We start from the raw sequence: 21,719 nt of genomic DNA on the forward strand, positions 1-21,719 counted from the left end.
CCCGTGCGGGCTGGACCTCCGGCAGACGGGATGAGGCCGAGAGGGACGCCGGGCGCATACCTGGGCCGCGCGCCAGCCAGGGCGAGCCTGGCCTGTCTGGCTGGTCACCAAAAAGTGCCTGCAGATGGCTTTTGCGTGAAAAATCAGGCTGAGTATGGTATAATCCTTTAAGCCGCTGAGTCAGATTTGAGATCGTTGAGCGCCTGAGACGAGCAGCGGAGATTTGCCAGAAGGCTGGAGACAGGACGTGGAGAAGCTCTTACCGCAGAATATCGAGGCCGAGTGTGGCGTCCTGGGCAGCATCTTGATCGACCCGGAGGCGATCATCCAGGTTGCAGACTTTTTGCGCCCCGAGGACTTCTATCGCGACGCCCATCGCGCTATCTACGAGGTGATGCTCCAGCTCTATGAGCGGCATGAGCCAGCAGACTTTATTACGCTCTGCGATGAGCTGGAGCGTCAGGGGAAGCTGGAGGAGGTAGGAGGCGCCAGTTACATCACGTCTCTTGTCAACCAGGTGCCCACCAGCGGCAACATCGAGTACTATGGGCGCATCGTTGAGCGCACGGCAGTTCTGCGCCGCCTGATCCATGCTGCCGGTCAGATAGCCGCCATCGCCTACGAGGAGGGCGACGCCGATGTGGCCCTCGATAAGGCCGAACGCCTGATCTTTGAGATCGGCCGGCGGCGCCTGCGCTCGGACTTCTCGCTCTTGAGCGAGATCCTTTCCGACTACCTGAATAAGCTGGATCAGCTGCATGAGCGACGTGGGGCCATCGTTGGCGTACCGACCGGCTTCACCGATCTCGACCGCCTGACCGGCGGGCTACAGCGCTCGGACCTGATCATTCTGGCGGCGCGTCCCTCGCTGGGCAAAACCTCGCTGGCCCTGAGCATGGCTCACAACGCCGCTGTGCACTTCAAGCAGACGGTGGCCATCTTCAGCCTGGAGATGAGCAAAGAACAGCTAGTGCAGCGTCTGCTCTCGATGGAGGCCGGTGTTGATCAGCAGCGCTTGCGCACGGGCTGGATCGACGATGAGGAGTGGGAGCGCATTATGCTGGCCACGCAGCGGCTGGCCGAGGCTCCGATCTGGATCGATGACACTGCCAGCATTTCGACGGCAGAGATGCGCAGCAAGGCGCGTCGCCTCCAGGCGGAGCAGGGGGTCGACCTGATTATTGTCGACTACCTGCAGCTCATGCAGACGACCAGCGGCGGCGGGAGGCGTAACGAGAACCGCGTTCAGGAGATTTCGGAGATCAGCCGGACGCTCAAGGCCCTGGCGCGTGAGCTGAATGTGCCGGTCCTGGCGCTGGCCCAGCTCTCGCGAGCGGTGGAGGCGCGTCAGTCGAAGGTGCCCCAGCTCTCGGACCTGCGCGAGAGCGGCTGTCTGGCCGAGGAGACGCCGGTCTATCTGGCCGACGAAGGGGTCTGCTGTCCCATTGGGCAGTTGGTGGGGCGTCGGGGCTTCCGCGTACTGGCTCTGAATCCGGCAACCATGCGCCTGGAGGCTGCCCCGGTGACACGCGCCTTCGCCACGGGCTGCCGCCCTGTCTACCGCCTCACCACCGCCGGAGGCCGGCAGATACGCGCCACGGCCAACCATCCCTTTCTGACCCGCGCCGGCTGGCAGCGCCTTGATGAGCTAAGGGCGGGGCAGAGCGTGGCGGTGGCTCTGGAGCGCGCCCGGTCGTCTGCCTCCGGCTCTGACGCTGGCCCTGGCCACCTGCTCTCGACGGCGGGGGCTGTTGAGGGAGACATCGTCTGGGACCCTGTGGAGACGATTGTCCCGGCTGGCCAGGCTGAGGTCTACGATCTGACGGTGGCTGGCCTGCACAATTTTGTGGCGGCTGACCTTGTCTTGCACAACAGCATTGAGCAAGACGCCGACGTGGTGATGTTTATTTATCGAGATGATGTCTACAACCCTGAGTCGGAGCGCAAGAATATCGCGGATATTATCGTCGCCAAGCATCGCAATGGTCCTGTCGGCGAGGTAAGCCTCTACTTCCAGGCGAGTCATACCCGCTTCTGTGATCTAGAGCTTTCTCCGCCTCCTGAGTAATCTCTGGATGGATGACTATGACGTCCTTTGCTGGCTTCCCTTCGGGCAAGAATCCCTATGTCCCTGTGCCGGAGGTCTTCTTCAGGTCGCTCCTGCCAGAGATTGAGGATGTGGCGGAATTGAAGGTGACGCTGCACCTCTTCTGGCTCCTGGCCCAGAAGCGCGCCGAGCCGCGCTGCGTGAGCGAGCCGGAGTTGCTGAGCGATCGCCTGCTGCTGAAAAGCTTGAAGCGGCGCGGCGATCCGCGCCCTCCTGAAGAGCGAGTACGCCAGGGCCTGGAAAAGGCGGTAGCACGTGGCACCATCCTGCGTGTCTACCTCAAGGTGCTCGGTGATGATGGCTCTGAGGATGAGGTCATCGGCTGGTATTTCTTTAATACGGCCCGCAGCCGGCGCGTGGTGGCTGAGCTGCAGGGCAGCGAGCTGGTTCCGGTCCGCCTGCTCGACATCGGACAGCGTCGCCCCGAGCCAGAGCGTGGACCACGCCAGGGAGAGAGCCAGAGCATCACTGCCTCACCCACCCCGGCTGCGACCGCTCTGGCGCGCGTCGGCCAGAGCCAGACTCAGCATTTGCACATTGAGATTGAGCGTCCGAATATATTTGTCTTGTACGAACAGAATATAGGGCTTCTTTCTCCATTGATCGCCGATGAGCTGCGCGATGCCGCCGAACGCTATCCTCCTGAGTGGATCGAAGCAGCTTTTCGCGAGGCTGTAGAACATAATAAACGTAACTGGCGTTATATTCGCGCAATCTTGAGGCGCTGGGAAACGGAAGGCAGATAACCTATGGAACGCTTGAATGAGATTATGCTCAAGCAGCGACGGCAGCAACTGCTTCAGCAGCGCGCTCGCCAGGCCGGGAGCCCGTCGCGGGAGCGCGGGGAGCAGACGACGCGCTTTCAACAGGCCCCGGTGCACCCCGGGCGCTCCCCTCGTGGGCGCGTCGAGGTCAGAGAGGTCTCCGGGGTAGAGGCACTGGCCGACGTCCTGGCAGATACCCTGACATTGGAAAGCGGCGAGCCGCTCTCCCGTCCGAGCCGGCTGCCTGCTCGCCAAAGCGATCATCTCTATGGGGCGCGTCGGCCAACGGCGGCCCCCTCTCCGCCGCGGCGGGCCCGCGACTACTACTATCGGGCCGACGATTACCTGCCGACGGTGCGCGGCGATGCCCTCTTCGGCCAGGGGTGGGAGGATGAGGACGACGAGGACGACGAGGGGGGGATGCGCTACGGAGATTGGGAAGACGAGCAAGAGTTGTTCGAGGCCACTGCTCGCTCTCGCCCGGCTCCCTCGCGCACTATGCCCACCAGCAAGCTGCCCTCGCTGAGGCAGGCGCTGATGCCGCGCGAGAGCGCCGCTCTGCAGCGCCAGACGGAAGGACCATCCTCGGCCCCGGGTCTGCCTCGCGATCAGTTCGCGCTCTCTCCGACCGGGGTGCCTGCGGTGGCTCGTCAGCAGCGGGTCACTCAGCCCTTACGCCCCAACGCTCTCGCCAATCCGGCCTTTGCCCAGCTACAAGAGACTGTGCGACAGCGCCAGGCTCGTCAGGCACCGGCGCCTGAGCGGCCAGGGAGCGGGCCTCTAGAAGCCGTCGGCCACAGCGCCTCAACGCTGCCGGCTCCCTTCGGCTCCCAGCGCCCAGTCTGCCCCAAGTGCAAGGGGGCGGGCTACCTGCGCCTGGATGTGCCCTTTGGCCATCCCCATTTCGGCAAACCCATTCCCTGCGAGTGCAAGGAGGCCGACCTCAAGGAGCGCCGGCGCCAACAGCTCCGCAGCATGTCTAATCTGGAAGCTTTCCGCGATAAGAGCTTCAAGAGCTTTAACTATACGGTGCCCGGGGTACGCCAGGCCTATCAGGCGGCAGTGGAGTATGCCCGCGAGCCTGATGGATGGCTGTTGCTGGTGGGACCCAACGGCTGCGGCAAGACGCATCTGGCAGCCGCCATTGCCAATCTCTGTCTTGAGAATGGCTCGCTGGTGCTCTTTGCGACGGTCCCTGATCTGCTGGATCATTTGCGCGCCGCCTTCGCGCCCGAGGCGCCAGAGGTCTACGATCAGCTTTTCGCCCGCATGCGCGAGGCGGAGCTGCTTGTTCTCGACGATCTCGGGGCGCAACAAAGCTCGCCCTGGGCCAACGAGAAGCTCTTCCAATTGCTAAATTATCGTTATAATCTGCGCTATCCAACGGTGATCACCGCCAATCCACGTGGCCTGCAGGCCATCGATGAGCGCATTCGCTCGCGCCTCTCCGATGCCTCGCTGGTGACCACGGTGACCTTTGAGGGGGCGCTGGATTATCGTCCGCGCAATCCTCGCCGGAACTGAGCGCCTCAATCCCATCCCGTCCGGTCTGCTCTTCCGAGCGTGCTGCAGCCTGCCCTCTCAGGCAAGACAGGAAGAGAAGGGTACGGCTGTAGTGCGCTCCCAGTGTCTCGAAAGGGGTCCCGGCCAGCGCGGACTGGCTGGCCCCCCGTCCTGACCGTTCCTCTCCTCTTCTGCCGTACGGCTCTCTCCTCACCGCACCAACCACGCCCGTGGCTTGCCTGCCGTGTCACATTCCCGGGCGCTCACCCTCCCAAAGCCGTTTCTCTTACCAGCTCCTCTCCTTGCCTGGCCGACGGGAGAAGCCGCTATCTTATCCTCCACAGACTTCACACCGCTGGAAAAATATGGTACACAATGAGAGAGGTTATTGGGCTTCCTCGCCAGGCTCGCAAGAAGATCTAGATCGTCTTATAAGGGTGCCAACAGAGATAACAGGTAGAGCAGATAAAACTATATTCCATTCTTTGCTTCCCAGCTTTCAGACCATACGAGTCTATCGCTAAGGAAGGGGGGAGAGTATGTAAGAAGAATAAGCTCCTTCCCGGTTGCTTGCCGGCCTTGACAGCGCACGTGGCTGTGCGCTGCAAAACAGCGACGTGGATGGTCGTCTCTGAGCAGCGATTTTGCGGGAGGCTCACCATGAAACTCCTGTGCCATCGGCTCTGCCTGCTGGCTGGTACCCTTGGGCTGGTCTTACTGCTCGCGACAGGCGCGGTTTCAGCGAGCGCCAGTCGGGCACGGGCTGCCGTGCTTTTGCAGACCCACTGGCACATCGATTGTGCCCGCCCAGGCACAGCCTGCACCGAAGTACAGGATCCTGAAGAAGTATTTGGGGAAGGCTACTACGTCGGACACGACGAGCCTTCCGTTCTGTTCTACTCCTCCTTGCCAGGCTCGGGCAACCATATGACCTATCTCCTCCGTCTGCCGAGCGATCCAGCGGGCCTGACAGCGGGAGGGAACAAAGCCTTCAACTTCCAGCTCCACATCACCTTCTGGTTTGGCATGGCCCTCTGCGACACCCAGTCCTATCCCCTACAAGTAAGCACCTGCACGCCGGACAGCGATCGCAACATTGTGGATCCGGCGGTGAGTCCCAGGCATCCGGGCACGGCCTACATGGAGCTGCAATTTTACCCGCCGGGCTTTGTCCCCTGGCCCCAGGGCAGTAGCTGTGATGCGCGCCGCTGGTGTGCGGCGCTGACGATTGACAGTCTTTCCGAGGACCCCGTACACGGGACGGTGCTCAATCCGACCTGCGCGGCCCAGACCGGTCTGGAGTACGTCAACTTTGCCTTTATTACGCGCGACGGGCGGTCCCAGGCGCCGGCCAATCCAGTACAGGCGACGTTGGCGACCTTCACCCCTGATCCGCAGCGCGACCTCTTTATGAATTCCGGCGACCTCGTCCTGGTTAAGCTGGGGGATACGCCGCACGGCCTGCGCGTCGATCTCTTTGATCTGACGACGGGCCAGCATGGGGCGATGACGGCCAGCGCCGCCAACGGCTTTGGGCAGGTCAAATTTGCCCCCGCACCCTCGACTGAGTGCACCAACATTCCCTACGATTTCCACCCGATGTATAGCACCTCCTCCGAGGCGACGCGCGTCATCTGGGCGGCTCACTCCTATAACATTGCCTTTGCCGACGAGATCGGCCATTTTGACTACTGCAACGGCCCGATCGACGAGGAAGGAGTCTGTCGGGGTACTGAGGGGACCGGCGGCGACATCGAGCCAGCCGATCGCGACGATACCGCCTGCTTCCCCGCGAGTGCCTCGCTGCGCATCCAGGTGGCGGGCTGCTATGGCACCAATGTGGGCTTCGACGGAACCTCCTACAAGCCGGTCTGGCCCGATGGAAATACACGGCTCCATCCGACGCCGATCCTTTTCAGCAGTCCCCGCACCGGCCTGGGCGATCGACAAAACTATAGTCGAGTGGCCTTTGAAGCGGACACGCCGCGCATCGAGGCGGCCGATTTTAACGGACAGTGCAACCGCGACACGGGAGCTGGCTGCGCCATCGTTCCCAACACGGATGAGGGGGTGCCAGCGGACTTCTATCCTTTCTTCAGCCTGGCCAGCCACGGGCCGACCTGCCTCTGGCTGATTGGCAACGATGTGCCGGGTCTGACGACCAACGATTTCGGCAAGACGGCGGAATTCGGCTCTCTGCTCAAGCTCACCTACCTGGTTTTTGGAGGTGGGGGGGCAACGCTGCAGCGCTACAACGATTTCCGTCAGGTGCTGCCAGGCAACCCCTGCCCGCTCTTCTTCTAGTCTGGGGGCAGGGGGACGGCGCCTTCCCCCTGGGGGGGCGCCTCTCTCCTCCGGTCTGGGAGGAAGCGCTGCTTTGCTTTTTCGCGGTGACAGGGGCTAGCGAGTAGGGGCCTCCGCGGCCCGGAGGCCACCGTCAGGTCGCGCGCAGGCTCCCGCTCTTGTTAGGCGCAGGGGGCTGGGGAGTAGCAGGCTGCCAGGCTACCCCTCAGCTCTGCTGTGCCTCTCTTGTAGTTGCCGGAACCTTTGTGCGTGTGCGATACTATCGTAATTGAGAAGAAAGCAGAGAGCGGCCCTCTTCCAGAACTCTCCAGGCTGCGATGAGGACGCGACCATCTGCAAGGTGCCTGGCAGAGCAACAAGGAAGGAAGCGGTATTAAGAACGGGTGTTCCACATGAAACATATCGTCGGGATTGCGGAGATCGTACTCTGGACGGCAGACAAAGAAAAGGCTCTCCACTTCTACCGGGATCTCCTGGGCTTAGAGGTAATCTCGCCTCCGGCCCTGCCGAACGTCTTCTTGAAAGTTGGCGAGGGGCGGGCCGGTATTCCCCAGATGATCGTGCTGGTTCCCAAGAGCGAGGAAATCAAAGCCCGACCGGCGGGCTATCAGCTGCATCATCTGGCGCTGGAGCTGCCGAAAGAAGCATTTGATGCTCAATATGCAGCTCTGGTGCAGGCGGGCTATCAACCGCGCAGTGGCCAGCACCCCGTGCTGGCCAGTCGGACCATGTACGTGGATGATCCCGATGGCAACGAAGTGGAATTCATCTGTCGGACCAGTGCCGACTGAGGGCCTATCATGCAGAACGAGCCGGAGGGCCTGCAGAGACGAGACGAAGCGGGGGGAGCGCCTATGAATGAGGCTGAGGAGAAGCCCCTGGTGCGGGAAGCGCTGGTCGAGGATCCTCGCTGGGAGCGGGCCTTGGCCCGCGCCCTCGGGCGCGTCAAAGGTCCTGGCGATCTGGCCATTCTCTTTGCCAGTGGCCTCTATGCGGAATCGTTTCCCGAACTCGTGCGCCGGGCCTATGAAGAAAGCGGAGTGCGGCTGCTGATCGGCTGCTCCGGTCAGGGAGTGATCGGCCAGGGTGAAGAGCTGGAGGAGACCACGGCCCTGGCGCTGATGACGCTCCAACTGCCGGGCGCGCGGCTGCGCGTGGTGCGCTTTACGCAGGCTCTGGTCGAAGAGTGTGAACGGGCTGAGGAGTGGCATGCGCGCCTGGGACTCTTGCCGGAGGAGGTCAACGCCTGGCTGATCTTTGCCGATCCTTTCCGACTGGACTGCGAAGCTCTGCTGGAAGGGCTGGCGCGAGCCTATCCCCATTGCCCGATGGTAGGCGGCCTGGCCTCGGCCCATCCCTTGCTGCAACGCACCTTTGTCTTCCGCAATGGTGACGTCTTCGGCGAGGGCGGCGTTGGACTGGCCATTGGTGGACCCTACACTCTTCTGCCGCTCGTCTCGCAGGGCTGTGAACCGATCGGAGAACCCTGGACGATCACCAGTGTGCGCGGCAACCTTGTCGAAACGATCTCGAATCGTCCGGCCTATGAGCTGCTGCTAGAGACCTTGCAGGAGCTGCCGCCTTTTCTGCAGCGCCGCGCTCGCCACAATCTGTTGGTGGGCCTGGCGGCCAACGAGTATCGCGACAGTTTTGGCCGCGGTAGCTTTCTGGTGCGGCCCCTGATTGGAGTCGACCGGCTCAGCGGTGGCCTGGCCATCGGAGCTATGCCGCGCGTGGGCCAGACGATTCAGTTCCAGATGCGCGACGCTGGCACCGCCGATATGGATCTACGCGATACTCTCGAGCGGACCCGCCAGGAGCTGGGAGATCGTGAACCGGTGGCGGCCATCCTCTGCACCTGCAACGGGCGTGGCATGAATCTCTTCGATACCCCCAATCACGATGCCGAGGCAGTCGAGCACTATCTGGGTCCCCTGCCGCTCGTCGGTCTCTTCTGCAGCGGAGAAATCGGACCGGTTGATGGCCGCCCTTTTCTTCACGGCTTTACCGCCTGCATGGCGCTCCTCGTACGCCTGACCTAGCGGAGGCAGCGCCTGGTCCGCTTCCAGCCTCGTGGGCGCACCGCGCCCGCCCCCTACCAGCCCCATCGCGCAGCCGGCCGCGGAGGAAAAGGGCGCTACCTGCGGGGCGCTGGCTTCCCTGCCTCAAGCGGGTGTGGCTCTCCAGATCTGAGCTGTCCCGTCGTTGCCGCAGGAAAGAATGAGCTGGCCATCGCGCGACCACAGAGCCGCCCAAACGGTGTCGCTATGGCCACGATAGACAAAGAGCTGTTGCCCCCCGCTGGCTTGCCAGATCTGAACCGTGCCGTCCTTGCCAGAGGAAGCCAGACGGTCGCCGCCGGGCGACCAGGCCACGCTCCAGACACGGCTCTGATGACCGCGATAGACCAGTTCCTGACTGCCAGTGGCCGCACGCCAGAGGCGCACGGTGGCATCGCGTCCGCCCGAAGCCAGGCGCTGGCCGTCGGGTGCCCAGTCCAGGTTTAAGACTCCCCCCTCATGGCCGCTGCAGACCGTCAGGGTTGTGCCATCGGAGGGCCGCCAGACCCGTACAGTGCTGTCCTCAGAACAGGAGGCCAGCAGTTGAGCCACACGTGACCAGGAGAGGCCGCGTACGGTATCCTGATGGGCCGTATAAGTCACGACCGCACCGCCATCGCTCGCGTTCCAGACCTGAACGGTCTTATCTCCGCTGCCCGAAGCCACGCGCTGGCTGTCGGGGGACCAGGCCAGGGCGTAGATCGGCTGGCTATGGCCGCTGTAGCTAAAGATCACGGCCCCGCTCCTCACATCGCCGATGTAGACCTGGTAGTCCTGGCCGCCAAAGGCCAGATAGTTCCCATTAGGAGACCAGGCCAGGGCGTAGATCTCCTGCTGCGGATTCCCACTATTCCAGATCAAGACGGGCCTGGCCGTCAGGGCCTCCCAGATCTGCACGCTGCCGTCCTGCCCTCCCGTGGCTGCCAACCGGTTGTCGGGCGACCAGGCGGCGCAGTAGACATAACCGCGGTGACCTGTGTAGCGGGCCACAAGACTGCCCACGGCTCCGGATTGGGACATGACGCCTGAGCTGGTGGCGGTCGGGGAGGGCGCGCCGGCAGTTGGCGTGCTGGCGGCTGTCGAAGAGACGACAGGAGGTTGACGCGTGGCGACGCCGGGTTTGACGGCGCTGCGGGTCGGGGCGGGCTGAGCAGAGAAGGCTCCCGTGAAGGCGCGCAGCGAGGCCAGGGCTGCTGTGCCACCGAGGAGCGCCAGCCCGGCGGCTCCAATCAGCAGTGCGCGTCGTGGCACTGCCAGGCCACCATCGCCTCCCCTGTCGGCACCAGGCTGCTCTGGACCGACGACCCATGGCGGCGGAGGAGCAATGAACCTCTCTCCGAGCGGATCAGTATCGGTGTGCTCCTCGGCGAGCACGGTGGCGGCCTGCTCTGTCCGGTCAGGCTCGGCCTGAGCCTTCTCGGTCTGGCCTTCCTGACCCTGGACCCACTCGCTCCCCGGGAGGAGCACCAGACGCCCACAGACAGGACAGAAACGTGCCTCTGGCGGCAGGGGCGTTCCACAAAAAGGGCAGAACATCGCTTCTGTCTCCTTTACCTTAGTTGTACTGAGGTCTAATTCACTGACAAGCATTATAGCAGCAGACCGATAAGAGGGCTGCCTTGCTTCTGCTATTCAGACGCCGCTTCTCCCCTGCATTCGAGAAGGAAAAACATCGCCGCCCTCGGCCCGGCCCTGACCTTTTCTGGTCACACGACCTCACCGATTGGTGTCCTGGACTGTAACCGATAACCGGGGCCGTTCGTAAAAACATTTCGAAACTGCCCCGTTCTAGATATCTTCCTGCTAGAACCAGACCAGAAAGGGTACGAGAGAACAGTATGCATCGCCTTGCGAAACTGAGCATGGCTAACAGGAGCATCGTGGCCTTAGCCACCGTTGCTGTGCTCCTGTTAGGAGGATATATCATCCCGTTGTTAAAGCAAGAGCTTCTACCACCGCTTGTCTATCCGGCTATTTCGGTTATTACCGCCTATCCGGGGGCTGCGCCGGAGCAGGTAGAGCAGGATGTCACCGATCCTCTCGAAAGCGACTTCCAGGGAAACTCTGGTGTCCAGCGCATCACCTCGCAATCGAGCCAGGGACTGTCGGTCATTACCATCTACTACAACTTTGGCACTGACCTTGATCGGGCCCAACAGACCATCAGCGAAGAGATCAACAAGGCCCAGTCCAGCCTGCCCTCGAACGTCACTCCCCAGGTTCAGCAGTACGACTTTGCCGACGTGCCGATCATCATCCTGGCCGTCAGCTCGGACCAGAACCAGCAGGACCTGGCCGTGCGTCTCAAGCAGATTGCGGTGCCGGCCCTCCAGGGGATCAACGGCGTGGCCAACGTGAGCGTCACCGGAGTGCGCCAGCAGATTGTGAGCATCACCCTCGATCCCAAGAAGCTTCAGCAATACAATCTCAGCGTCAGCCAGGTTGAGCAAGTATTGCAGGCCAATAACATGACCCTGCCGGCGGGTCAGCAGACCGCCAACGGTCAAACGCTGGCGGTGCGCGTTGGCAACACCCTTGGCTCGCTCGACGACCTCAAGAATCTGGTCGTTGGCGAGCAGGCGATTCTGCCACAGGGCCAGTTCTCCGGCAGCACCAGTGCAGCCAGCAGCGCTGCCGCCCTGCAGCAGCAGCAACAGCTCAATTCCAGTAGCAGCGCCAGCGCGGCGGCGGCTGCTGCGGCGGGCGTCACCCTGAAACCGATCAAGCTTGGCGATGTGGCCACTGTCAAAGAAGATCTCGCTCCCTCTACCACTCTGACACGCACCAACGGCAAGCCTAGCCTGGGCATTTCGATTACCAAGACCAACGACGGCAATGCCGTCTCGATCTCCCAGGACGTGAACAACCAGATTCCCGACCTGGAGCGCAAGCTGGGCTATAACGCCCGCATCACGGTCGTTAGTGACCAGGCCCCCTACATTCAGGAGTCGGTCCGCGACCTGGCGCGTGAAGGGCTGCTCGGCGCCCTCTTTGCCGTGGTCGTCATCCTCGTCTTCCTGCTGTCCGTACGCTCCACGCTGGTCACGGCTATCTCGATCCCGCTCTCTATCATCATCGCCCTGATCTGTCTCTGGGTGGGCAACTACTCGCTCAACCTCCTGACACTCTCGGGACTGACCATCGCCGTCGGGCGCGTTGTCGACGACTCAATCGTTGTTCTTGAAAATATCTATCGACATCTGCGAGGAGGAGAAGACAAGCGTACGGCAGTGCTGGCGGGAGTCAAAGAGGTAGCCACGGCCGTCACGGCCTCGACGCTGACGACCGTCTGTGTCTTTCTACCGTTAGCCTTTATCGGCGACATCGTGGGCGAGTATGCTCACCCGCTGGCCTTCTCAGTCACGGTAGCGCTGCTGGCCTCTTTGCTGGTGGCCCTGACCATTATCCCCGTCCTGGCCTACTGGTTCCTCAAGAGTCCTGCGGAGAAAGCTGCCAGCAAGGGAGAGCTTCCCAAAGAGAAGCCGAGCTTTCTGGAGCGGGGCTACGTCCCGCTGGTGCGCTGGGTCACGCGTCACCGGGCCATTACGCTCGTTGTGGCCCTGCTGCTCTTCCTTGGGAGCTGTGCCCTCTTCCCGCTGCTGCCGGTCAACGTATTCGGGAACCAGGGGGCGACCTCCTTCCGCTTTACCCAGAAGCTTGAGCCGACGGCCAGCCTGGACCGCATCGACGCGGCGACGCGGCCTGTAGAAGACATGCTGAGCACCATCCCCGACATCCAGGCCTATCAAGTGACCGTGGGGGGCGGTGGTGGTTCCCTTCTCAATCTCAGCCCTGGTGCCTCCAATGGTCCCAGTGCCACCTACATCGTCACCGTCAAAGCCAGCACCGATCTCAACCAGGTTCAGCAGACCGTCCGTGATCGCCTCAAGGGGCTGCACGGAGTAGGCAGCTTCACCTTCCTGCAGACCAGCAACAGCAACATCGTTGATATCACTGTCCAGGCGCCCGACGAGGCCACGCTGCGTCAGGCGGCCCAGCAGGTTTACGACGCGGTGGCCAATACGCCCAACACGACCGACGTCAGCAGCGATCTTTCCTCCGCGGTGCCCCTCATTGACGTTCATGTCGATCCTCAGAAGGCCCTGGTGCACGGCCTGACAGCGGTCCAGGTGGGGCAGCTTCTGCAGATGGTCTATAATGGCACCACGGTGACCCATGTGACCCTCAATGGAACCCAGCAGGACGTTGACCTCAAGCTGGGAGCGGCGCCCACCAGCCTGCAGCAACTGCGAGACCTCCGTCTGCCGACCGGCTCAAGCAGCGTACGTCTGGGAGACATCGCCACCGTGAGCCAGGTCAACGGCCCGACCCAGATCTCCCATCTCAACGGCACGCGCACGGCTACTATTACCCTGACCGCTACCATCGACAACGTGGGAGCGGTAACCCACGAGGTGGAGAAGCGCATCAATGGTCTGCACCTGCCAGATGGAGCGAGCGCCAGCCTGGGCACCAATACCTCGCTGCAAAACCAGGCTCTGCAGCAGTTCTACTTTGTTCTGCTGGTAGCCATTCCTCTGGTCTACATTGTGATGGTTGCCACCTTCCGTAGCCTGGTGCAGCCCCTGATCCTGCTGATCGCCATTCCCTTTGCCGGCGTTGGCTCGTTGATCCTGGCGGCCAGTACGCGCACGCCGATCGGCATCTCCTCGCTCTTTGGCTTCCTGATGCTGATCGGTATTGTGGTCACCAACGCCATCGTTCTGATCGACCTCGTGAATCAGTATCGAGCCAGGGGACTGGATGCGCGCACTGCCGTGGTTGAAGGAGGACGCCGGCGTCTGCGTCCTATTCTCATGACGGCTCTGGCGACAGTGATGGCCCTGATCCCGATGGCCCTGGGGATCGGAGGCGGCGACAGCCTGCTGATCTCGGGCGATCTCGCCATCGTAGTCATTGGTGGTCTGACTTCCTCGACGGTCCTGACTTTGCTCCTGGTGCCCACGCTCTATGTCCTGGTTGAAGATATCAAGGAGCGTTTCACCAGGAAGCCGACGCCACCCGCCGCGGGAGGCGAGCGCACCGAGGCCGTGGCTGCTCACTAGTCAGCCCCGGCCCAGCGGCGAGCAGACCAGCAGGTCCCATCTTCCGAAGAGCGAGAGGCGGACCCCTGGCCGGACCCGCCCACCTCACCAATGGAGGTCCCGATAGCGAGGAGACCAGTTTGCTACTGGTCTCCTCTTTTGTTCGCTGGCTGGCTGCGGTGCACGACTGCCAGGGAAGCGGGTCTGGGATGGTCGACCGTTGGCGGAGGGAGAGAGGGAGAGAAAGAGGCCAGAAGAGCGCGAGTGGAGAGGGGAATGGAGCGTTTGCGCTTGGTCCTCCCTTCCCTCGCCAGCCGGATGGAGCTAGCCAGCGAGGGAGGGAGGAAAAGGCTCAGCTCTGCGAAAGGGCGAGCGCGAGGGCCAGGCTAGATATCCAGCTCAGCATTCTTGGCATGGCTTTCGATAAAGCGCTTGCGGGGAGCCACCTCATCGCCCATCAGCATATTAAAGACGCGATCTGCCTCCACCGCCTCCTCGATCGTCACCTTGAGGATCGTGCGGCGGGCTGGATCCATCGTCGTCTCCCAGAGTGTTTCAGGGTTCATCTCGCCCAGACCTTTGTAGCGTCCCACCTCCGGCTCCTTTCCGTTATGCTTTGCCTTATATTCGGCGATCAGGGCATCGCGCTCCTCGTCCGAGTAGGCGTAGCGCACCTCCTTCCCCATTTTCACGTGGTAGAGGGGAGGCTGAGCGATGTAGAGGTGGCCGTCGGTGATCAGAGGCTCCATGTAGCGGAAGAAGAAGGTCAAGAGCAAAGTGCGGATGTGGGCCCCATCGACATCGGCATCGCACATGATCACGATACGTCCGTAGCGCAGCTTCGACTTATCGAAGGACTCGCCGATGCCCACGCCGATGGCCGTAATGATGTTCTTCACCTCCTCGTTTTCGAGCATCTTCTGCAGGCGGGCCCGCTCCACATTGAGGATTTTGCCACGCAGGGGAAGGATGGCCTGGAAATGGCGATCGCGACCTTGCTTGGCGGAACCGCCGGCGGAATCGCCCTCCACGAGGTACAGCTCACAGCGATCGGGACGGCGCTCGGTACAATCGGCCAGCTTGCCGGGGAGGGTTGTATCGAGGGCATTCTTGCGCTGAACCAGCTCGCGGGCCGCCCGAGCGGCCTCGCGGGCGCGGGCCGAGGTCAGACATTTCTCGATAATCGCGCGGGCCTCCGAAGGCGTCTCCTCCAGATAGACGGAGAGCATTTCCGCCGTCACCGCCTCGACGATCGGACGCACCTCAGCGTTGTTCAGCTTTGCCTTTGTCTGAGCCTCGAATTGCGGGTTAGGCAGCTTCACACTCACGACAGCCGTCAGGCCCTGGCGCACGTCCTCACCGGTCAGGTTGCTCTCCTTCTCCTTGAGGAAGCCCATCTTACGGGCGTAGTCATTGAGCGTGCGTGTCAGGGCGCTGCGGAAGCCCGTGATATGCATGCCCCCGTCCACGGTATTGATGCCGTTAGCGAAAGAGAACTCCGTCGTATTCCAGCTATCGTTGTACTGGAGGGCGATCTCGACCTTCACCTGGTCGACCTCGCGCACAATACTGACGGGACGGCTTTGCAGGCAGTTGCGGTTCTTATTAAGGTAGCGGACAAAGGAGACGAGGCCGCCTTCGAAGTAGAAAGTGACCTCGCGGTCGGTGCGCTCGTCGCGGAGGGAGATCGTCAGGCCCCGGTTGAGATAGGCAATCTCGCGGAAGCGCTGGGCCAGAATATCGAAGTTATAGTCACGGGTCTCCATGACCTGCAGGTCAGGGAGGAAAGTTGTTTTGGTGCCGTGGCCTTCAGCCGGCCCCAGGTCCTCGACGGGAGTCACGGCAACGCCGCGCTCGTAGCGCTGGCGATAGCGGTGCCCGTCGCGCGTCACCTCCACCTCGCACCATTCCGACAGGGCATTGACCACCGAGACGCCCACACCGTGCAGGCCGCTGCTGAACTGGTAGACCCCGCTGCCGAACTTCCCCCCGGCGTGCAGGATCGTCATCACCACCTCCAGGGTCGACATCTCCGGACGCTGATGGTGCTTTTCCACGGGGATGCCGCGCCCGTTGTCCTCAATCGTCACCGACTCATCAGCGTGGATGGTGACCGTCACCGTATCGGCAAAGCCGGCCATGGCCTCATCGACGCTGTTGTCAACCACCTCATAGATCAGGTGGTGAAGGCCGCGCTGGTCTGTCGACCCGATGTACATCCCGGGTCGGACACGCACCGCCTCCAGGCCCTCCAGAATCTGGATGTGTTGCTCGTTGTACTCCCCGTTGCTGGCACTGCCACGCGGCGCCGCCCTGGAGCCATTGAGCTTCTCCTTCGGGAGAGCACCATCACCAGCTACCTGCTCAGCCGTTGCTGCCAGAGATTCTCTTGCTTTTGCCATAGGGTCTGCACGTTCCTTTAGCGCTAACAGCCTTCTATTTATAGAAAAAGAGCGAAGAGGCCGCTCTCGCCCTCATGGATATCGCAGCCGGCAGACTGGCGCCGCCAGGACCGGCCCGGGCCTGGTCGGCAGCGCGCTCCGCTTCATCCGCACGACGGACCTGGCCGCCTCAACCAGCTCAGGCCGCCGTAGAAGGGCGGGCTGGTCTGCTCTCACAGCCTGTCTCGCTCTCTCTCCGCTTATCCGCTTGCCTGCCTGGTCAACCTGACGGCGGCCTGTCGTCTGCTTCACCTGCTTGCTCGTTTGCTCGCTCGTCAAAACCGCTCCCCAATCAAGGCCATCTTTCCGCTCAGGCTGGACAGAGAGAAAGACCGACAAGACCCACCAAAGCCTTCTTCTGCTTGTTTGCTTTGTCGCCCTATTCCCGCCCCTCGCTGGTCTCGATTGGTCTCGATGGCCTGGCCAGTGCCTTCCGCCCCTTTGTTGATGCATAGCGAGGGCGGACGGACCGAGCGCCTGGCGGTCTCAAGCACCTTCGTGCTGCCCAGGGCGAGGAGACAGGCTCTGTGAGGAAAAGGTCGCAGCTGCTATGCTGCTTACACGTTCTTTCTGAAAGAGAGAAGCCAATGTGGTAACGAAGTTACCCTTTGGTGTCTCTCTTATTATATCACATGCGGAGCGCCGGGCCAATCAAAGACGGACAGATTGACCACCTGGTAGCGCACAGGGGTACATCCTCGGGCGGCCAGTGGGCGGCCAGTGGGCCGTTTCTTCCAGAGTCTCTCAGGCTGCCGGCTTCTCCCAGTCTCTCTGGCTGCAGCGACAACGCTCTCCCTGAGAGCGGGCGGCAGGGGCTTCTCTCCGCCTGGTGCAGGGAAGGCTCGCGGTCGGCGAGCGAGTGCTCGCCCGACCAGCGGATCCTGGCTGCTCCTGCCTGCCGGTGACCGGGGAAGTGAGCGATCTTCCTGAGTGGGAAGAAAGCCAAAAAACAAGACAAGAGCCGTCTGGCCTGGTACCAAACCGGGCAGGCGGCTCTTCGCCGGTCACCGGCCTGCAGAGGAGCAGAGGATACCGAGCTAGTGCCTGGGAGCCAGCATAGCGCTCGCCATGCGAGAGGAGAAAGGTCGAGATGCCAGATAAGCCAGCGGCAGAAGCCAGGAAGCCACAGCTCCCTGGTGGCCAGGCCAAAACCGGGCCGCATTGCCGCCCTCTCGGCAGTCGCTGTCGATCCGTCGATCCTGTTCATTGTCTGCTCGCTTGGCCGGTCGGAGAATCCGGAAAGTCGGCCGGCGGCATAGCAAGCGAGAGGCAGAGTTTGAGAGCAGGGCTAGAAGCGGTTGCCGCCGAGCGGCCCGCTCATTGGAACGCCGGGCGGCTGATTAGCGGGCATCCCAGCCACTCCCGGCATGGATGGCACGCCGGGCATCCCGGAGACACCTGGGACGCTGGGCATACCCTGCATGGGCATCCCCATCAGATTAGTGGCGCAGTAGGGGCAGAAAGACCAGCGTAGCTCAAGAAGACGCTCGCACTTCGGGCAGGGCCGCTTTAGCTTCTGCCCGCAAGAAGGACAAATCTGGAAGTCCGACTCCACGCGGGCGTGACAGTTGGTGCAGGTCTGGCGCTCTGTCATCTCGGCCAGCAGCGACTCCTCCTCCAGTTGGCGTTCGTAGATCTCGGCCAGTGTCTGGCGAGGGCGCAGGATCAAGTAGATCAGCAGCCCGCCCACGTTAAAGACGGCCACCAGCAAAGTCGCGATGACCTGGGTGGCCAGGTCCTGAGAGCGAGAGCGAATATCACGGAATGTCCAGATGATCAAGCTAATCCAGAAAACGAAGAAGAAGGCGAGAAAAAAACTGACAATAAACCCGAGTGCGTTCTGCAGGGTTGTTAGCAAGCTGCCCCCACCGGGAGTAGCTCCAAGAATAAGGGTCAGAGATTGCGCGTTCACAGGATGAAGGCCCCTTTCAGAATAGACATAGCTCAGTACACACAATTACAACGGACATCCCCGGTTGAACGTTGCTTCTGCCAGGACTTCCAGTACCCATCTGGCTGGCCCGGCGCAGAGCGGCAGGCTCATAGGCGGGGCGGACGGTCGAGCGAGCCTTAAGCTACCCGGCTCTGACTGTTCTCCGCCCCGCCTCTGCCCCTTATGCTTCTTCCTCACCCTCTCCCTATCCGTCCGCTGGTTCCTCCCTGCCCCGCTCATCTACAGCAGGCGGAGCCGAATAGGCGGGGCCGAGCAGCGGAAGGGGAGAGGCCATCTCGCCCTCACTGGGGCCTTATGTTAGAGCGACCTGACTGACTATCAGGCTATCGCTGCTCAGAAAGGACGCGCGCACGAGCGGGCCTAACGGAACAGCAACGTCAGGATCTCCCCGGCGCGCAGCTGTCGCCGGATAGAAGGGGTATCCTGCAGCGATGAGCTATGCTGACCTCCCTGCCATTCGAGCTGCTCGCGCGGTTCCTCCAGTAAGTTTGCCACAAAGGCCTGACTGGCGGCAAGGCCGGGACGGAAGGTGGCCTCGACCTCATGGTCGAGCGGGTTATAGACGCGCACAACCCAGCCCTGATCATCGAGCGAGCGCTTGATGGCGCTGACCACCAGCTCCGGGGGCGAGACGGTCACCAGCGAGGTCTGAGCTGGAAGCGGACCATCGTGCTGGCTGGTCACCAGCGCGCGGACCGGCAGATTGAGAGCCTGCGCCTCGCGCAGCACCAGGCCGTTCTCGGCCTCCCATGTCCCGCGGTGCGGAACCAGCGCATAGTCGAATTCCTGGCGGCCGGGACATTGGGCCTCCGGCGTATAGTACATGGGGCCGGCAGGACCCTGGCGCGTGGAGAGGTCATCGCGCGAGAGCCATTCCACACAGCGCAGCAAGGTCAGAGCCAGGGCCATCTGCCCCGACGCCAGGCCTGGGCCGCCCTGCACAACCTCATATTCAGGCAGGCCGCGATTGAGGACCGCCAGGCCGATCTGGCCATCGCTCAGATCCACAAAGCGCTTCTGCGGGAAGGTATTGACGGGCGCCTCGGCCCAATCGCTGACGTTCTCCGGGCGAGGAGCCGTTACCGGGCGCAGGCGCACCTCAAACGTTCCCTCAGCAGCCACCCTTTCTATTGTATAAGGGATGGGGAACAGGACCCGCAGACGGTGATCGCGCGCATTATTCTCCACCGTCGTATGGATATCGATGCGACGCACCCCGGGGTAGAGCGAGACCTCGCTGTCGATCGGGCAGTCGACGAAGCGCTCGCTGCGGCTATCGCGGCTATCGCTGCAGGCCACTGGCAGGCGCCAGACCGAGCTGATGCGCAGCGTAGCGCGCACCGGGCCAGCACTCAGCAGCTCGATGCGCGGCGGCTGAGCCGGCGTACTGATCAGCGTATCGCGCGCCGGCGGACAGTAGGTATAGAGATCGCCGACGTCACCGCCATCGACAAAGCGATTCAGGCCGCGGAAAACGGCGCCCGTCTCCTTGTCGGTCACCGTCAGCGTGCCAAGCTCGCCATCCACCTCGACCCGATAAAACTCGTTCTCGATCGTCTGGGGAGCGCAGCGCAGGGTTGCCTGTTCCTGTTCCTGGGGAGGAACCTGCCGGGACTGCAGAGCCGGATAGAGCCAATAGGTTTTGGCCCCGTAGGCTGGCAGCTCGCTGGCCAGAAACTCGACCTTCTGCTGCACCAGCTCGAAGACCTCGAACTCGAAGGCCCTGATCTCCTCCCGCTGGAGCAGCTCCAGCACCTCCCGTTCGCCGGCAAGCAAGCGTTCGCGCTCGCCTTTGAGGAGGTGGGAAGGGGCGAGGGCGATCTCGATACGGCGCAGGTCGGGCGTGGCGGCGGGCAGGACGCGCAGATCGACGATCTCATCGGGGTCGTCGGGGATGCCCATAGCGATCCTGATGGTGTCGTGAGTCAGTGCCAGGAACTGACCGGGGCGGTCGAAGGTGCCAACAGCCTGCATGCGGGCCAGCGCCTGACGCTGGATGGTCTGACTGCCGATGCGGCGTCGGTGCTCGCCCAGCACGCGGAAGGGCAAGGCCCGCCCCCGCTCATCAACGAGCGCCGCGCGCTGCAGCGACTCGGCGATATGGACCTCGACGGAGACCGCCGCGTTGCGCGGCCCCGGACCCATATTGAAAACCACGATCGGGAACGGTGCCCGCTCCTGGCCGGCCAGCGACTGTGGCGGCAGCGTGCACAGCGTATCACTGACCCGCTGCAGGGCGCGGCTGACCAGGGCCTCGCCGATCTGTTGGCACTGCGCAAAGCGGACGCTGTTCTCGCGATGGACCTGGTCGATGCTGCAGCCGCAGATGCTGTCGTGCGGCTGATTCTGCAGCAAGTACTTCCAGGCCAGATGAACCAGGCCGCGCGGATAGTCGTCGCCGAGCTTCCAGGCCCAGAGTGTCAGCGGCTCAACCCAATGCTGCAGCAGATGCTCCTGAGCGGTATTCTGCTGCTTGATCCACATGCGAGTCGAAAGGACAGCCGGCAACAGGTGAGCATACTTGCTGCTCCGCAGCTCGCCCTTGAGAAGGCGGAGCTGACGCTGCTGCTGCTCGATGCCACGGCGCACCTGCTCGATGTACTGGGGAATCGTGCCGATCTGAATATGAATACCTGCATACTGATGATGATTGCTGTGACCAGAGCGAGGGACGTTCCCCAGAAGCTTATTGGCCGCCTCGATAGTGGCCGGCAGGCCCTGCTGCGGCTCCAGGTGGTCGGAGCCATTCATCAGGAGCAGCGTGTCCGTGGTGGTGGTGGTGCGATCGAGCAGCTGCGAGACCACCATCTCCAGCCGGGTGACGAAGGCATCGGGAGTCAGGGGCATCAGACGAGCATTGCCATAGCCTTCGGGCAGGTAGACCACCAGAACCCTGGTGCCATCTGGCGCCTCCCAGTAGAATTCACTTTCTCTGACCTCATCGCCCACTCCTCGCCAGAGAACCGCGCTGCCGATGCCGAAGCCCTGCAGAATCTGCGGCATCTGGGCAATGTGACCAAAGCAGTCAGGCAGGTAGCCGACTCGCATAGGTTCCCCAAAACGCGCCGCCTGCTTAAGACCCGTCTGCAGATTGCGAATCAGCGACTCGCCGCTGACCAGGAACTCGTCGGGCTGAAGGTACCAGGGGCCGATCAGAATGCGCCCCTCGGCAATATACTGCTTGAGACGCTCCTCCTGCTCCGGTCGAACCTCCAGGTAGTCTTCAAGCACGATCGTCTGCCCGTCGAGCATGAAGTGCTTGAATGCAGGGTCATGTTCCATGATGTTCAGCAGTTTGTCTATGGTTTGTACCAGCCGGATACGAAACTGCTGAAAAGTCAGATACCACTCGCGGTCCCAATGGGTATGTGGCACCAGAATGATGCTGAGTTGCCCACTCATACGTTTTCCCTTGTTATGTTTCCATCTTTTATCGATTTATTGCTGTGCATTTACCACCTGCACGGCCTGGCTGGGAACCTGCTAGCAGACGGCGATTACCGGTGCAGGTACAATAAATGTTGAAAGATATTATACTCGC

Annotated in this window: 11 protein-coding genes; 7 read left to right on the forward strand and 4 right to left on the reverse strand. The window is 62.2% G+C overall.

The genetic code is table 11. The features are described from left to right. The first annotated feature begins 247 nt into the window (after positions 1-247). The 6 genes from dnaB (at position 248) to ACFMO7_RS10590 (ending at position 8,720) form a co-directional block, all read left to right on the forward strand. On the forward strand, positions 248-2,068 hold the full coding sequence (gene dnaB / locus ACFMO7_RS10565) for a replicative DNA helicase (RefSeq protein ID WP_376795449.1): 1,821 nt from the start codon (positions 248-250) through the stop codon (positions 2,066-2,068). Between the two features lie 17 nt (positions 2,069-2,085). Beyond that, positions 2,086-2,853, forward strand: a complete 768-nt coding sequence (locus ACFMO7_RS10570; RefSeq protein ID WP_376795450.1) for a DnaD domain-containing protein — start codon at positions 2,086-2,088, stop codon at positions 2,851-2,853. A 3-nt stretch (positions 2,854-2,856) separates the two neighbouring features. After that, positions 2,857-4,395, forward strand: coding sequence for an ATP-binding protein (locus ACFMO7_RS10575; RefSeq protein WP_376795451.1), 1,539 nt, complete (start codon positions 2,857-2,859; stop codon positions 4,393-4,395). 639 nt (positions 4,396-5,034) lie between these two features. Then, positions 5,035-6,678, forward strand: a complete 1,644-nt coding sequence (locus tag ACFMO7_RS10580) for a hypothetical protein (protein WP_376795452.1) — start codon at positions 5,035-5,037, stop codon at positions 6,676-6,678. A 392-nt stretch (positions 6,679-7,070) separates the two neighbouring features. After that, positions 7,071-7,469 carry a VOC family protein gene (locus ACFMO7_RS10585; RefSeq protein ID WP_376795453.1) on the forward strand — a complete coding sequence of 133 codons (399 nt, stop codon included), beginning with the start codon at positions 7,071-7,073 and terminating at the stop codon, positions 7,467-7,469. A 63-nt stretch (positions 7,470-7,532) separates the two neighbouring features. Next, positions 7,533-8,720: an FIST N-terminal domain-containing protein gene (locus tag ACFMO7_RS10590; RefSeq protein ID WP_376795454.1), complete on the forward strand. Its 1,188-nt coding sequence runs from the start codon at positions 7,533-7,535 to the stop codon at positions 8,718-8,720. A 123-nt stretch (positions 8,721-8,843) separates the two neighbouring features. Here the strand turns inward: ACFMO7_RS10590 and ACFMO7_RS10595 are convergent, their stop codons facing one another. Beyond that, positions 8,844-10,274 carry a zinc-ribbon domain-containing protein gene (locus ACFMO7_RS10595; RefSeq protein ID WP_376795455.1) on the reverse strand — a complete coding sequence of 477 codons (1,431 nt, stop codon included), beginning with the start codon at positions 10,272-10,274 and terminating at the stop codon, positions 8,844-8,846. Between the two features lie 326 nt (positions 10,275-10,600). Here ACFMO7_RS10595 and ACFMO7_RS10600 point away from each other — a divergent pair, with 326 nt between their 5' ends. Then, entirely contained in the window at positions 10,601-13,804 is a 3,204-nt protein-coding gene (locus ACFMO7_RS10600; protein ID WP_376795466.1) for an efflux RND transporter permease subunit, read from the forward strand. A gap of 365 nt (positions 13,805-14,169) precedes the next feature. Here ACFMO7_RS10600 and gyrB read toward each other — a convergent pair whose 3' ends face one another. The 3 genes from gyrB to ACFMO7_RS10615 all read right to left on the reverse strand — a co-directional run bounded on the left by gyrB (position 14,170) and on the right by ACFMO7_RS10615 (position 21,580). After that, complete coding sequence (gene gyrB / locus ACFMO7_RS10605; RefSeq protein ID WP_376795456.1) at positions 14,170-16,185, reverse strand: DNA topoisomerase (ATP-hydrolyzing) subunit B; 2,016 nt, start codon at positions 16,183-16,185, stop codon at positions 14,170-14,172. Positions 16,186-17,512: 1,327 nt separating this feature from the next. Next, positions 17,513-18,136 (reverse strand): zinc ribbon domain-containing protein, encoded by a 624-nt coding sequence (locus tag ACFMO7_RS10610; protein WP_376795457.1) that lies wholly within the window; start codon positions 18,134-18,136, stop codon positions 17,513-17,515. Between the two features lie 402 nt (positions 18,137-18,538). Beyond that, the gene (locus ACFMO7_RS10615; RefSeq protein WP_376795458.1) at positions 18,539-21,580 is read right to left on the reverse strand and encodes an alpha-mannosidase; all 3,042 of its coding nucleotides are present in this window, start codon (positions 21,578-21,580) and stop codon (positions 18,539-18,541) included. Positions 21,581-21,719 lie beyond the last annotated feature (139 nt).

This window comes from Thermogemmatispora sp. (genome assembly GCF_042408735.1).
Lineage (GTDB): Bacteria > Chloroflexota > Ktedonobacteria > Ktedonobacterales > Ktedonobacteraceae > Thermogemmatispora.